We start from the raw sequence: 15751 nt of genomic DNA on the forward strand, positions 1-15751 counted from the left end.
CAATTTCTATTGTCGGGTTTTTTACTTTTTGTGCGAAAAAACAAAAAGCATAGGATTTTTACTTTCTAGCGTAAACCCTAAAAATTATAATCCGAAGTTTTTAGAAATTCCGATTTTCAAGGTTTTTCCAAAATCAAATCCAAAACGTTCTTGTCTTGGATCGTTTTTTCCATCAAGATTATCATAGTTTAATCCTCCAATAGAGAAATTTAAACCGAATCCTCTTTTCATATTGATGAATAATGCTGGAGTTAAATTTGCATACATTCCTTTAGCATCGTTTAGGTTTGTCGATTGGTAGCCTGCTCCTAGATCTCCAAAAACAGAAAATAAATCTGAAAGTGGCACAGTATAGCGCACAAAACCTCCAATTTTATATCTCTCAGTTGAATCAGATCCAGAAGTTTTTGCATTCATAATTGCACCTTCGACTCCTGCAGTCCATTGGTCAGCAAATTGATATCCTACTTTTGGAGAAAATTCAAAATTCTCAAGTTTAGAGTCACCAATTTTCTCTGAAGAGAATCCGATGTTTCCTCCAAGTAAAATCGAGTTTTTTTGCGCGCTTGCAAAAGTTGTAATTAAAATAATAACTGCTGTTAATAGTTTTTTCATCTTATTAAATTTTAAATGAGATGACAAATTTAGCAGATTTATATTTGTAAGAATTAATTTATAATAAAAATTAAATATAATATGTATATTATTACAAATTATCTTGATTTTTAAAATTTGAATAATTTAATTTATCATACTTTAAGTATTTTTTGAAGATTAATACAGGATTTTTAAGATAGTTTTGTTGTTTGCCGAAATTGTGAATTTCGCAAAATCATCTACATTTTGATTTGTTATGTTTTGTTTTTGTATGATATGATTATTTTTTTTGCGAAAATGAGCTATATTCGCATCACTTAAACAAAATAACATGAAAAAAGTAATTTTATTCTTGACCATGTGCCTTGTGGCTTTCCCTATGAGAGCCGATGAAGGAATGTGGTTTTTGATGTTTATCGAAAGATTGAACCATAGAGATATGGAAAAAATGGGCTTGCAATTAACAGCCGAAGAAATTTACAGCATTAATCACCATAGCTTGAAAGATGCTATTGTACAATTCAATGGAGGATGTACTGCAGAAATCGTTTCAAATACTGGTTTAGTTCTTACAAATCACCACTGTGGATATAGTGCAATTGCTGAGCTTTCATCAGCAGAACAAAACTATTTAAAAGATGGTTTCTGGGCTAAAGACCGTAGCCAAGAAATGAAACCAAAATCTTTGTTTGTTCGTTTCTTCGTTCGTATGGATGATGTCTCTAAAAGAATTTTATCTAAAGTAAACGATCAAATGACTGAAACGGAAAGAAACAAAGCGATTCAGCAAGAAATCAGTTTGATCGAAAAAGAAAACAGCGAAAATGGAAAATATACTGTTTCTGTTCGTCCTTTCTTTCAAGGAAATGAATATTACTATTTTGTTTACCAAGATTACACAGACGTTCGTTTAGTAGGAACACCGCCAGAAAGCGTTGGTAAATTTGGTGGAGATACAGACAACTGGGAATGGCCTCGTCAAACTGGAGATTTCTCTATGTTTAGAGTTTATGCTGATAAAGATGGAAATCCTGCTGCGTATTCTAAAGACAATGTGCCTTTGAAACCAAAACACTATTTGCCAGTAAGCATTAAAGGTGTAAAAGAAAATGATTTTGCCATGATCTTAGGTTATCCAGGAAGAACAAACCGTTGGATGCCAGCTGGAGGAATTGAGCAAAATATTAAATATGCTTATCCTGCATGGGTTGAAGGTGCTAAAACCGGAATGGATGTCATGAAAAAGTATATGGATAAAGATGCAACTGTTCGTTTGAAATATGCTTCAAAATATGCTTCGACTGCAAATTACTGGAAAAACCGTCAAGGTATGATTGACGCTTTAACAAAAGCTGGAACAGTAGATACGAAAGCAGAACAAGAAGATAAATTTTATGAGTGGGCTAGCAAACCTGCTAATAAAGATAAGTACGAAAACGTAATTCCGACAATCAACGATTATTACAGAGAAACGAACTTAAAAGCGCGTCACGATAATTACTTGACACAACTTTTACGTACTTCTAGTTATGCAACTGGACCAGCTAATTTAGGAAACGCATTAATTGCATATTACAAAGAAAATGAAGCAAAGAAAGCTGAAATGCTTCCTAAAATCAATGCAATGGTTGAAACTATTTATGGGGATTTTTATGCGCCATTAGAAAAAGATGTTTTAACTGCACAATTGAACTTATACGCTTCTAAAGCTTCGGAATACGGACTTGCTCCAGAAGTTGCAAAAATGAAAGCTGCTAATAATGGTGACTTTACTGCTGATGTTGCAAAAGCAACTGAGGTGAGTTATTTTACTACTAAAGAAAAAGTATTAGGATTTTTAGCAGATCCAAAACCATTGGCAATTGTACACGATCCGTTGTATATTATTTCTAATGATTTAATGACTAAGTTCCGTGCTAAAACGGATGATCAAGCAAAAGCTGACGACGGTTTTGCAATTGCTTACCGCAAATTGGTTGAAGGTTTAAGAGAATCAAAATTAAACGCAATTAAGTATCCAGATGCAAACTCAACTTTGAGATTGACTTACGGAAAAGTTCGTGCATTGCCTGCAGATCCTCGTAACGATGCTAAAATCAACAACTATACAGATATGACGAGTATGGTTAAAAAATACAAAGCGGGAGATCAGGAATTTGACTTGCCAGCTCGTTTATTAGAATTAAACAAAGCAAAAGATTTTGGGCAATATGCTGATAAAGCAGGATATATGCCAATCAATTTCTTGACAGATAACGATATTACAGGAGGAAACTCTGGTTCACCGGTTTTGAATGGAAAAGGTGAATTAATCGGAATTGCTTTTGACGGAAACATCGAAGCTATGGCTGGTGACGTTATTTTTGATTCTAAATTGCAAAGAACAATCAACGTTGATATTCGTTATGTTCTTTGGATTATTGACAAATACGCTGGAGCTAAAAATATTATTGATGAATTGACGATCGCTAAATAATCTCAATTTATAGAATTTTTTCCGCCACGAATTCACGAATTAATTAAATAAAATTCGTGAATTCGTGGCGGATTTTTTTATTGAACCTTCACTCGAATTCCTTTTGTATGACTTGTAAATTCTGGAGCGTACATACTCTGGATGGTTGTAATTCCATTTGAGAATTCTCCAATGTTATTTACTCTTATGTCATATTCTAAAACATAAGTTCCTTTGTTGATTCGGTCAAAGAAGAAATGTGTTGCCACGTCTTTTGTACTCATATAATATCCTAATCGATCTCGATACTGATATTCTGAAAGAACGTTTACAGGTTCAAAACAAGAAGCACGCATATCTTTTAAATGAACATATTCCATATCTTCTTTAGAAGTAATAATTAAACGAACTGTAACTAAGTCACCAACTTTTAGAGAATTTTCAGTTGTGATTTTTTGTAATTCGTCGCCTTTTAAAGTGTTTTTCTCCAGGTATAATTCTTTCGAAACAGATAAAACTGCACCCGAATTGTTTTTGATTTTATCCAAATCTTCAAAATATTGCCAGTAAACGCCACCAAATCCTGGAACTTTAGATTTGTTTTCGATTTTGATCGACGCCATCTCTTTTTTTATTTCTTCAGGTTTCCAGTTTAGTTTGATGTAACCCGTTTCAGCTTCTTTTTCATTTTCGGCTAATTTTTTGGTTACAATTTTTTCATCTCCTAATTTGATGACCGTATTATCTTTTACCGAAAGCCAATCAGTTCCTTGCATTAATAAAGCATAAATAGCTTCGGTTGTTGATTTTGTTGTGGGCCAATTTTTGGTTTGTTTGTTTTTTAAAAGCCAGACTTTCATTGCATCAACAGATTTCGTGTCGTTTGTCACTTCGGCGAAAGCCTCAATTAATAAAGCCTGAGTTTCTATAGGCGCCTGATACCAATACCATCCCGCTTTATTGGCAATCCAGTACATTCCCCAATCTTCGTTGTTTGAGGAAGTTTCTTTCAAACTTTCGATGATTTTCTTAGCCGTTTCTTTTTCACCAAAACGATTTAAAGTCAAAGCTGTCAATCCTTTTTCGTAAAGAGAATATTGTAACCAATCTTTTTTAGCCATTTCTAAGTATAATTTTGAAGCCTTTTTCAATTCATCAGACAAAGGGTATTTTTTTAAATAGAAACTTCTGGTATAGAAATAATGCAAATCAGAATGAGGATTGATCCAGATTAATTTGTCAGTTGCCTTTAGGTTTTTACTTCGATTTTTATGATACTCTAGAAAATTATTGTCTAAGAATGATATTCCAGTTTTAGCAATTTCATCTATTTTTTCTTCATTATCTTCAGATTGGCTCAGCTTAGCCAAGTGTCCAAGTCCAGCGAGAATATGTCTTGTAATATATTCGCTTTCTTCGTAGCCATCGAACCATGGAAAACCTCCAGATGCTTTTTGTTTCTGTTTTAATTTTTCGAAAGTTGCTTCTTGCGAAGTTTTCATTTTTTCTAAATCAAACAAAAGCGCCAAGTTTTTCTTCTGTTCATCTTCATTTTGTGCATCTTTCAGCCAAGGCGTTTCGGCAAGAATTATCGATTTTAATTCTTCGTTTTCTTCTAATTTAGAATTCAGTTTTCCGTTTTTTCTCCAAGTTTCAAAAATTGCAGCAATTTTCGGATTGCTCGAAATAATTTCTGATGCTAAAGCATTCGCATAAAAACGAGCAAAAGTCTGTTCGGCACATTCATGTTCGTATTCCATCAAATAAGGAAGCGACTTAATGGCAATCCAAGTTGGATTTGAAGTGTATTCCAAAGTAAATTGATGATTTCTTAAAGTCGTTGAAGTGTTGTTTTTTAAGTTTTCAAACGTGTATTCTTTAGTTGAATTTTCACGAACCCAAAGCGGAATACTTTCCGTAACAAGCATATTATTCGTCAGAACAGGAATTATGTTTTCTTCTCCATCTGAGAAATTACCAGCTTTTGCTACAATTTTATATTGAACGCCTTGTAAACCTTCAGGAATTGCAATTGTCCAGTTTGCGGTTGTGTTGCCAAAAGCAGGAATTGTAAAGTTTTTTATGTTTTTTGCATTCAACATTTTTGCATCAATTGGTTGCATGGTTGTGGCGTCAAAAAACTGTAAAGTTGCGATTCCAGTTTTTATTTCGTTGGTTACATTCGAAATTTTGGCACTAATGACAATCGTATCTTTTTCTCTCAAGAATCTCGGGAAATTCGGTAAAACCATCAATTCTTTTTGAGTAACGACACTTTTCTCTAAATAACCAGAAACGGCATCTTTATTATGCGCTAATAAACGAAGTTTCCAAGCAGTCAGTGCCTCAGGAGAAGTAAAGTTGAAACTTATATTTCCTTTTTCGTCGGTTTTTAAATGCGGAAAAAAGAAAGCAGTCTCAGATAGATTTTTTCGTGCTTTTACTTGACTTAATACTTCTAGTGATTTTTTGGTTGTAATAAGTATTGCTCCTTCTGAACCCTTGCTTCCATAGATTTTTATGGCTTTATCCGGATTTAGAAAGTCGATGTCAAGCAACTCTTCTGGATTTAATTTTTTGAAATTTTCTTCAGATGAAATTTCTCCATCAATTATATATAATGTTGAGGCGTTTATTACCATTGAGGTTAAGCCACTCGTGATTTTTTGGCCAGGAATAAACTTTACTTTATTGGTTTGAAAATAATATTCAGGATTGTTTATATCACCAGGAACTATCTGTACTCCCCTTGGAACCGCCCCATCTATGCGTGAAGCATTATAAACAGCATTATCTTCTTCAACTACCATACGTGCAGCTGACACCTGTGTTGCATAGCCAGTAACAGATTGTTTTTTTTGAACGCCATAAGCCGTAACGACAACTTCTTTTAGACTATTAGAATCGTCTTCTAAAGTTTGATTTATAATTTTAGTCTTGCCTACTTTTGCTGAAGTTGTTTTTGTTCCAATATAAGAGAAAATTATTTCTTCGCCAGTAGCGGCATCAATTTCATAATAACCGTCAAAACTTGAAATTGTAGTTCTTTTTGTGCCTTTTACCGTTACTGAAACACCAGGAAGTGGTAATCCCGTATTGTCTGTTATAATGCCTGAAATCAGTTTTGCGTTTGACGGTTTTCGTACTTTTTTAGTGAGTTGTTTTAAATATTGACTTTGCTGATATGCATTGTTTGGATTATTAAAATCAAAACCAAACCAAATTAAGTTTGTCGACTCATTTGTGTACTGTACTTTTGAAATATAACTGTTTAAGTTTTTGATTGTTTGATATATTTGACCAAAACCTAAGACCGTTTTCCTGTTGCCAGAATTATAGTTGTAACTATTTATTTCCGGCGCCATCCATTCCTTAGTTGTGAATTTATCCAAAGAACTGTCGTACATAGAGGCAAGAACTTCGGCTTCTTTTTTAGAGTTTTCTGCTTTTAATTGAAACGACCAAGTTTCATTACTCCCGGGCTCAATTTTATTTCTAAAACTTTTCGCTTTCCATTCTAATTTTGGGATTTCACTTTTTAGTGTAACATTTAATTCGTCATTAAAAACTTGGTTTTCAAAAACACTTTCAAATGTTAGTTTTAATATCTTTTCAAATTCAGATTTAAGAGGAATTCTAATTATAAGTTCATTGTTTTGAAGATGATAGGTTTCTTCAAAAAAAACAGTGCTTTTATAATTTCCTGCAGTGTTAATATATAAGTCAGAAATTGGTGAAGTTACTTTTAATTCAACAAAGCCATCCTTTTTTGGATCGTCATTAATTTGTTGTATGGTAAATAATTTACTCGAATCGTATTTGTCTTTGCTTTGCGTAAGCTCGAAATTTGTTGTAGCCTCAATTAAATTTTTAAAACTGTCATTTGCGCTAAAAACAATTTTATAGCTTCCTGATTTATAATTTGAAATAAAATCCAGGAGAATCGTTTTATCTTTTTCGGTATCCACTTTTTTTGAATACACTAAAATTTCTTCGGGATCTTCTAAGAACTCTTTTCCTGTGATTTCAAAAGGGAATAATTTTTCGAAATCTTCATCTGAAATGGTTTCGATTTCAGGTTTTTCTAATTCTCTAGTTTTAAACTTATTCAAAAGCGGACGAACAAAATACATTTTTACTTCGCCTTTTATAGCTTTGGATTCGCCGTTTAGGTTTGTGCTGGTTAATAGAATGTTGTTTTTGTCTTTAGTTTGAATTTTATTTGGCAATGAGGCTTCCAAAATCAAATCATGATAGCCAACTTTTATAGAAGTTCCTGAATCATGAGTTTCGCCATTAATATCAGTAACAGAAACCTCAATCTCATAAGTAAAAATGGGTAATTGTGCTTTATTTGCATCTTCAGGAGGCAAGGCAACAAAGTCAATTGTGAATTTTCCAGAAGCATCAGTTTTAACCTCGCCTTCGGTAATTTCTTCTTCATCTTCTTTTCCAAAATAATTTCTCGTGTAGTTTGTATAACGAGTAACAGTGTAATTTACTGTTGCATCTGAAACATTGCTGCCAGCAAAAGCTTTTGCAGAACCTTTAATTTTTACGGATTGATTGACTTGAAAACTTTCTTTTTTAGGATCAAATAAAACTTCAAACTTTGGACGTTTGTATTCTTCGACCTTGAAATTTGTTTGTGAGTAATCGAAATCAGTGTTTAACCAGAATGGATATTTCTCCTTTTCTTTTTCAAAATCAGCAGGTCTTTCGGCTGTAATTTTAAATGAACCAGTTAATCCCGTTTTTGGCAAAGTGAACTCTCCAGAAAATGAACCAAATTCATTTGTTGTGATATTGAATTCTTCAATTTTATTGGAGTTGGGATCTTTAACAAGAACTTGAAAAGCAGTGTTCGGAACTATGGTTGTTTTATCGCTATTTTTCTGAATCGCAATTCCTTTGAAATATACAGTTTGACCTGGACGATAAATCGCACGATCCAAATAAAATTCTACTTTCGCTCTTAAGTTTTCTTGCTGATTTGCTGAATAGGAATAAATTCGATTAATGTAACTATTGTCAATTGTAATAGTATCATTTTCAGAGGCAACTTGAAGCGTTTCGTAATTTCGGTTATTACTTTTTTGTTGATAAGAAACTTTGCCGTTCTTATCTGTTATAGTAGTAAATCTTGGTGATTTGAAAGTGGCATTTTTGATTGGGTTACCATTTTTCCGATCTAAAACCTGATATGTTTCAATTCCATTGGTTTCAGATGCTGCTATTGTAAAATTGGTTACAGTTAAGGTTTCATAAGCGGTTGCTTTTTCTCCTTCTGTATCTTTTGTGGTTTCAAAGTAAACAAGATACGAACCTGTTTTCAAATGAGGCAACAATACCTCTGTGGAGTACTGAAAATAGTCTTTTTTATTTTTTAGGGTATAAGTTTCTGTTATTTCGGGCTGTTTGTTTTTTGCGATTTCCTCGGCGTAAGCATCTCTAGAAAAACTATAACCAGTGAAAGATAAAACTTGTTTCTGGTCGATTTTGTAGAATGAAATTTTTAAATTTTCTACATTTTTGTACTTAATGTGGGCACGTGTGTTTTCATTGTTGTAAATGTATTTTTGAAGTTGTACCGTAATTGATTTTGAAAGTAGATTTTGTTTTTGGTTGAAAGCATTTTCGCGTGCATTTGAATTGTTGTTGACGTCTATAATGCTGTCTAAAGTTGCAAGTGCTCTACTATTGTAATCTGGATGCAGTTTTTTTGATGCTGATGAAATTAAATACTGAGTCTTTTCAAGTTGAATCTTTTGAATTAAAGTTTTGCTATCGGTATTTTTCTGAATTTTATTTAATGCTTTCAAATAATCATCATCTGTCTGAAATAAATAATTTTTGCAAAAAAGCAAACGTTCAAATTGATTTTGTGATGACGGATTATCTCTTTCTTTTTTTTGATAAAGTGAGATGACCAAGTGAAGATTTTGGTCATTTATAAAGTCTAAATTCAGTTTTGTAAATGCCGAAGAATTTCCAAAGAAATCTTTTTTATAAGGAATAAAAATATTTTTAGGAATTTGCCAAGTAGATAATTTTTGAGTGTAAAAATTGATGTTTTCGGCTAAAACATAATCGTACAAATTTTCGGTCTTGAATTTTTCTGAATAGGTATAATCAAATATCTTTTCATATATGCTTATCATTGTATTTTTTAAAAGATTTTCATTTTGCAATGTTTCAGCCATTGCCTCATTTATATGATTTTTAAAGTTCTTTTCAGTCCAAGTCAAGAAATCAGCATCGGCCGTTTCAATATTAGTTCGGCTTCTGATTTGATAATTGCTTTTGTAGAAATAATCATTCAGACATTTTGCGTAGACTATTTTTAGAATAGCTTTAGAAGGGACAGAAACTTGGCTTATAGTCAGTTTTAAATTGTTTATAATCTTAGTTTGAGCATCTTCTTCAAGAATTTGAATGTATTTCGATTGGTAGAAAAAGGATTTTATGATTTGTTCTTCGTCTTTTTTTGCTTTTGCATTTTTGTAAATATCGACGACAATTTCATTTGCAGATCTTATTTTTCCTTCGGTTTCAAGAGCAATAACTTTATCCCATTTTTTATCGTTTTGTTGTGCGAAAATTGCTGTCGAAAGAAATAAGAATACAAATAATATATTTTTCATAAATCGGTTTTCTTGTATAGAGTATTGTTTTGTGGAAAAGGTTGGTTTGCGATTAAAAATATTTTTCGTACAAATTACTAATTTCTGTTCAAAAGCAAATGATGCATTTTTTATTTCCTTATTTTTGATATATGAAAAAGTTGCTAATTTTCTTTTTAATTGTTCCAATATGCTGTTGGTCACAGTCTAATTTTGAAAAAGCAGAAAAATTATTTCAGTCTAAAAAATACAGTGAAGCCCAATTGCTTTTTGAAGGAATTTTAAAAAATAATCCATCAGATGTAAAAACGTTGGAGTATTTGGGTGAAATTTCGGCGCACCAAAAATCTTGGGTGAAAGGTGCAGAATATTTCAAAAAATTAAAAGAATTGAAACCCACTGTAGCCGATTATTTTTTTAAATATGGAGGCTGTTTGGCAATGCATTCTTTAGAAGTGAATAGAATCAAAGCTTTTGGAATGGTGGGCGATATGAAAGAAGCTTTTGAAAAAGCCATTGAACTCAATCCGAAACACGTTCAGGCCAGATGGGCATTGATAGAAATTTATTTGCAATTGCCTGGAATTCTTGGCGGAAGCGAATCAAAAGCACTCGCATATTCAAATGAATTAGCCCAATTTTCACCTGTTGACGGTTATTTATCCAGAGGACGAATCGACGAATATTTTAAAAGATATGATTCGGCTGAAAAAAATTATAAAAAAGCACATGAAATTGGCAATTCAAAAGTCACGTTTCAAAAATTATATAATTTATATTTGAACAAATTAAAAGACACAAAAAAAGCACAGGATTTGAAACGAAAATTCGAAGCTTAAAATAAAAATCTCAAAACCGAATTCTGAAAAATTAATTGGAATTTGGAATTTAATAAATTGAAATTTTAAATGAAAACACATTTCATCGCGATAGGCGGAAGTGCAATGCACAACTTAGCATTAGCATTGCATAACAAAGGATATCAGGTTACAGGAAGCGACGATGCTATTTTTGAGCCATCAAAATCAAGATTAGAAAAAAAAGGAATTCTTCCGGCTGAATTAGGCTGGTTTCCAGAAAAAATTACTGCTGATATCGATGCAATCATTTTAGGAATGCACGCAAAAGCAGATAATCCAGAATTGCTGAAAGCGCAGGAATTGGGATTGAAAATTTATTCGTATCCGGAATTTTTATACGAACAATCTAAAAATAAAACGCGTGTTGTAATTGGCGGTTCTCATGGTAAAACGACAATTACTTCGATGATTTTGCACGTTATGCATTATCATAATATTGCTGTAGATTATATGGTAGGGGCGCAGTTGGAAGGTTTTGACACGATGGTTCATCTTACTGAAGAAAATGATTTTATGGTTTTGGAAGGTGATGAGTATTTGTCTTCGCCAATTGACAGACGTCCGAAATTTCATTTATATCAGCCAAATATTGCTTTGATTTCTGGAATTGCTTGGGATCATATTAATGTGTTTCCAACTTATGAAAATTATGTAGAGCAGTTTGAAATTTTCATTCAAAAAATTACAAACGGTGGTATTTTAGTATATAATGAAAATGATCCAGAAGTAAAACGTGTTGCCGAAGCAGCGACGAATCCAATTCGTAAACTGGCTTATTCAACTCCAAATTATAGCGTAAATGATGGTGTAACTTTATTAGAAACTCCCGAAGGCGATATGCCAATTGAAGTTTTTGGCGCTCACAATTTGAATAATCTAGCAGGAGCAAAATGGATTTGTCAAAATATGGGTGTTGACGAAGCTGATTTTTATGAAGCAATTGCTAGTTTTAAAGGTGCATCAAAACGTTTGGAAAAAATTGCTGAAGGAAAAGGAAAAGTGGCATATAAAGATTTTGCACACTCACCAAGTAAAGTTGCCGCAACTACAAAAGCGGTTAAAGAACAATATCCGAACAGAACTTTAGTTGCTTGTTTGGAATTGCATACGTACAGCAGTTTAAATGCTGCATTTTTGAAAGAGTATGAAGGTGCGCTAGAATATGCTGATGTTGCAGTGGTATTTTATTCGCCAGATGCTGTCAAGATCAAACAATTAGAAGAAGTGACTTACGATCAGATTGCTACAGCATTCAACAGAAAAGATTTAATTATTTATACAAATCCAGCTGAATTCAAAGAATATTTGTTCAATTTGAATTTAGATAATTCGGCACTTTTATTAATGAGTTCTGGAAATTACGGCGGATTGAATTTTGACGAAGTTAAAGGTTTGATTAATTAGATAATTTGTCAATTAGTCAATGAGATAATATGCCGATTGTTACAGACAATCGGCTTTTTTTTTGGAGCTTGGAATTTTCCAATTGATAAATTTTCTAATTATCTAATTGCCATATTTTCTATTTTTTTATTTTGAGCGATTTTTCTTTCTTTTTGATATATTAGCTTTTCAAAAATTATCTAATTTATGGAACAAGCTCATTTCCCAATTACAAATTGGTCAGAAGACGATAGGCCTCGTGAAAAATTAATGCTTAAAGGAAAAAGTGTTTTAAGTGATGCCGAATTAATTGCAATTTTGATTGGCTCTGGAAGCCGAAATGAATCGGCTGTTGATTTAAGCAAAAGAATTTTGAAGAATGCTGAAAGTCTCAACGCTTTAGGGAAAATGTCGATTTCGCAATTAATGAATTTTAAAGGGATAGGCGAGGCAAAGGCGATCACCATTATCGCAGCTATGGAGCTCGGACGTCGTCGTCGGGCTGAAGATGCAGCGGAGTTGATTAAAATTACATTGAGCAAATTAGTTTTTGAATTGATGGTTCCTATTATTGGTGAATTGGCTCATGAAGAATTTTGGGTACTTTTTCTGAATAATTCTAATAAGGTTATTTCAAAGTCCCAATTAAGTAAAGGTGGTATTACAGGAACCGTTGTTGATGTTAGGCTGGTTTTTAAACTGGCACTTGAAAATGGAGCTACTAGCTTGATTTTGTGTCATAATCATCCGTCAGGAAATTTATCTCCCAGTGAAGCTGACATACAGATTACCAAACGCATAAAACAGGTAGGTGAAAGTTTAGATGTTAAAGTTTTGGACCATTTGATCATAACTGAATCAAAATATTATAGTTTTGTAGATGAAGGAATTTTTTAGATTATGAATACCACTATTACCGACATCTTTTTTGATTTAGACCATACACTTTGGGATTTTGACAAAAACTCAGAAATGGCTTTTGATCGTATTTTCAAGACAAAATATCCAGAAATCAAAACTGAGGATTTTATTGAAAAATATATTCCTATCAATCAGTCTTGTTGGAAGTTATATCAAAACGATGAAATAACTCATGTTGAATTGCGTTACAACAGATTAAAGCTTTCTTTTGATGCATTGAATTATGAAATTTCAGATGAAAGTATCAATGAAATTGCAAATGATTATATTGAATATTTGACTGATAACAATCATCTTTTTGATGGAGCGATCGAGGTATTGGAATATCTTAAACCCAAATACAGATTGCATATCATTACAAATGGCTTTGCAAAAGTTCAAGATAAGAAAATAAACAATGCATCACTTTCGGGTTATTTTGATACCATTACAAATTCTGAATTAGCTGGTGTAAAAAAACCAAATAGTATTATCTTTGATTATGCTGTAAATTTGGCTCAAGCTTCAAAAGAAAACAGTATCATGATTGGCGACTGTTTAGATGCAGATGTCAATGGTGCATTAAATGCAGGTTTGGATGCCATTTTCTTTAATGAGAAAAAAATTGATGTTGCTCAAAATATTAAACAAATAAACCATTTATTAGAACTTAAAAAATATTTATAATGATGAAAATTAAATTTTTGTTGACTGTACTTTTTGTTTCGGTTGTTGGGTTTGCACAATCTGCTCAATCTTCACAAGCTGTTAATGATTACAAAGCGGTTATAGTGCCTTTAAAATATGATTTCTTAAAATCAGACAATCAATACAGAATGTCAACAATAAGCAAAGGAAATTTGACTAAAGCTGGTTTTCAGGCTTTTTATGCCAATGAAGAACTTCCGGCTGAACTTAATGATCGTTGCCAGCTTTTATATATGGATGTAAAAAAAGATAACGGTTTTTTGGTTACTAAACTTTTTGTGGAGCTAAAAGATTGTTACGGTACAGTAGTTTATACTTCTGAAGTTGGAAAAAGCAAAGAAAAAGATTATGAAATAGCATATAGAGAAAGTTTGAATATGGCCTTTATTTCAATCAACAATCTTCATTATAAATATAGCGGAAAAACAGTTACTCCTAGCGGAAAAGCAGGTATGATTACGGCAGCTCCAGTTGCAGTTGCGGCGGCAGCTAAGCCTGCTCAAGCACAAGTACAGACAACTGTCGCGACTCCGGTTCCTGATGTTACAGATCCAAACTTGCTTTACGCACAGCCAACAGATAACGGATTTCAATTAATTGACAAAACACCAAAAGTGGTAATGAAATTATTGAAAACGTCACGTCCAGATTCATTCATTGCGATTAAAGATGGAGTTCAAGGAACTTTGAATGCTAAAGACAATCAATGGTTTTTTGAATACTATCAAAACGATAAATTAGTTTCTGAAAAAGTTTCAGTTAAATTCTAAAAATAAAATTTGGCTTAATAACCATATTTATCTTTCCAGCGGTTCTTTAAAAATTCGCGGGTGCTATTCTCTCTAGAATTGTTCCCCGGATTGTAAAGAACCGTTTTTTTTATGGCATCAGGCAAAAATTCCTGTTCGGCAAAATTATTGGCATAATCATGCGAATATTTATAATCATCGCCATAACCCAGTTCTTTCATTAGTTTGGTTGGTGCATTTCGTAAATGAATTGGAACCGGAAGATCGCCAGTCTGTTTTACCAATTGCTGTGCATTTCCAATTGCCATATAAGATGTATTGCTTTTGGGAGATGTTGCCAAATAAATTGCACATTGACTCAAAATAATACGACTTTCAGGATAGCCAATAGTTGTTACGGCTTGAAAAGTATTATTGGCCATGATAAGAGCTGTCGGATTAGCATTGCCAATATCTTCGCTTGCTAAAATCAACATTCTTCTGGCAATAAATTTTACATCTTCACCGCCTTCAATCATTCGTGCGAGCCAATAAACGGCTCCATTAGGATCGCTTCCACGAATCGATTTTATAAATGCCGAAATAATATCATAATGCTGTTCACCTGTTTTGTCATATAAAACAGTGTTTTGTTGTACAAGTTCAAAAACGCGATCATTTGTGATTGTAATTTCGTCACCTGCAGAGGCATTTACGACCAATTCGAAAATATTGAGTAGTTTTCTGCCGTCTCCGCCAGAAAGTCGTAATAATGCTTCAGTTTCCTTTAAGATTATTTTTTGGGAAGCTAGGTAAGTATCTACTTTCATCGAACGATGCAATAACGCTTCCAGGTCTTCTTTTGTAAACGCATTTAAGATGTAAACCTGACAACGCGACAATAATGCCGGAATAACTTCGAAACTTGGATTTTCTGTCGTTGCGCCAACTAAAGTGATCCAGCCTTTTTCAACTGCTGCTAAAAGCGAATCTTGCTGTGATTTGCTAAAACGATGAATCTCATCAATAAATAAAATCGGATTTTTGGCAGTAAATAAGCCACCACTTTGCTTTGCTTTGTCAATTACATCACGAATGTCTTTTACACCAGAATTTATGGCGCTAAGGATATAAAACGGACGTTTTGACTCCTGCGCAATAATTTGTGCCAAAGTGGTTTTTCCAGTGCCGGGAGGTCCCCAAAAAATTAAAGACGGAATAATTCCTTTTGAAATTTGTTGTGTCAAAGATCCGTTAGGGCCAACTAAATGGCTCTGACTTACATAATCTTCTAATTTTTGTGGGCGAATACGCTCGGCTAAAGGTGCTTCCATATTACAAAATTACTGTTTTTTAATTTTAGATTTTGTCTCTAAAAGTTAAAAACAAATGATTCGGAGAAGGATTGTTGCGATCTGAGACATTTTTATAATATGACAAATTATCAGTAAATTAGAATTGGATAGTTTTTTGATGACATCAACAGAACAGATTTTT

At 33.0% G+C, this 15751-nt stretch carries 9 protein-coding genes; 6 read left to right on the top strand and 3 right to left on the bottom strand.

Annotated elements, in window-relative coordinates; all coding sequences use genetic code 11:
* Positions 1–84 precede the first annotated feature (84 nt).
* The gene (locus EYY60_RS09250; RefSeq protein ID WP_132989095.1) at positions 85–615 is read right to left on the bottom strand and encodes an outer membrane beta-barrel protein; all 531 of its coding nucleotides are present in this window, start codon (positions 613–615) and stop codon (positions 85–87) included.
* A 313-nt stretch (positions 616–928) separates the two neighbouring features.
* Here EYY60_RS09250 and EYY60_RS09255 point away from each other — a divergent pair, with 313 nt between their 5' ends.
* Positions 929–3073, top strand: a complete 2145-nt coding sequence (locus EYY60_RS09255; RefSeq protein WP_132989096.1) for a S46 family peptidase — start codon at positions 929–931, stop codon at positions 3071–3073.
* A gap of 77 nt (positions 3074–3150) precedes the next feature.
* Here EYY60_RS09255 and EYY60_RS09260 read toward each other — a convergent pair whose 3' ends face one another.
* The gene (locus EYY60_RS09260) at positions 3151–9696 is read right to left on the bottom strand and encodes an alpha-2-macroglobulin family protein (protein ID WP_132989097.1); all 6546 of its coding nucleotides are present in this window, start codon (positions 9694–9696) and stop codon (positions 3151–3153) included.
* Between the two features lie 131 nt (positions 9697–9827).
* On the opposite strand from EYY60_RS09260, the gene EYY60_RS09265 reads away from it, so the two are divergent.
* The 5 genes from EYY60_RS09265 (at position 9828) to EYY60_RS09285 (ending at position 14296) form a co-directional block, all read left to right on the top strand.
* The gene (locus EYY60_RS09265; RefSeq protein ID WP_132989098.1) at positions 9828–10514 is read left to right on the top strand and encodes a tetratricopeptide repeat protein; all 687 of its coding nucleotides are present in this window, start codon (positions 9828–9830) and stop codon (positions 10512–10514) included.
* 69 nt (positions 10515–10583) lie between these two features.
* On the top strand, positions 10584–11939 hold the full coding sequence (locus EYY60_RS09270; RefSeq protein ID WP_132989099.1) for a UDP-N-acetylmuramate--L-alanine ligase: 1356 nt from the start codon (positions 10584–10586) through the stop codon (positions 11937–11939).
* 186 nt (positions 11940–12125) lie between these two features.
* Entirely contained in the window at positions 12126–12815 is a 690-nt protein-coding gene (gene radC / locus EYY60_RS09275; RefSeq protein ID WP_132989100.1) for a RadC family protein, read from the top strand.
* 3 nt (positions 12816–12818) lie between these two features.
* The gene (locus EYY60_RS09280; protein WP_132989101.1) at positions 12819–13505 is read left to right on the top strand and encodes a YjjG family noncanonical pyrimidine nucleotidase; all 687 of its coding nucleotides are present in this window, start codon (positions 12819–12821) and stop codon (positions 13503–13505) included.
* Positions 13506–13507: 2 nt separating this feature from the next.
* On the top strand, positions 13508–14296 hold the full coding sequence (locus EYY60_RS09285) for a hypothetical protein (protein ID WP_132989262.1): 789 nt from the start codon (positions 13508–13510) through the stop codon (positions 14294–14296).
* 14 nt (positions 14297–14310) lie between these two features.
* Here the strand turns inward: EYY60_RS09285 and EYY60_RS09290 are convergent, their stop codons facing one another.
* On the bottom strand, positions 14311–15588 hold the full coding sequence (locus EYY60_RS09290; protein WP_132989102.1) for a replication-associated recombination protein A: 1278 nt from the start codon (positions 15586–15588) through the stop codon (positions 14311–14313).
* Between the last annotated feature and the right edge of the window lie 163 nt (positions 15589–15751).

It is taken from the genome of Flavobacterium zhairuonense (assembly GCF_004352915.1).
Taxonomy (GTDB): domain Bacteria; phylum Bacteroidota; class Bacteroidia; order Flavobacteriales; family Flavobacteriaceae; genus Flavobacterium; species Flavobacterium zhairuonense.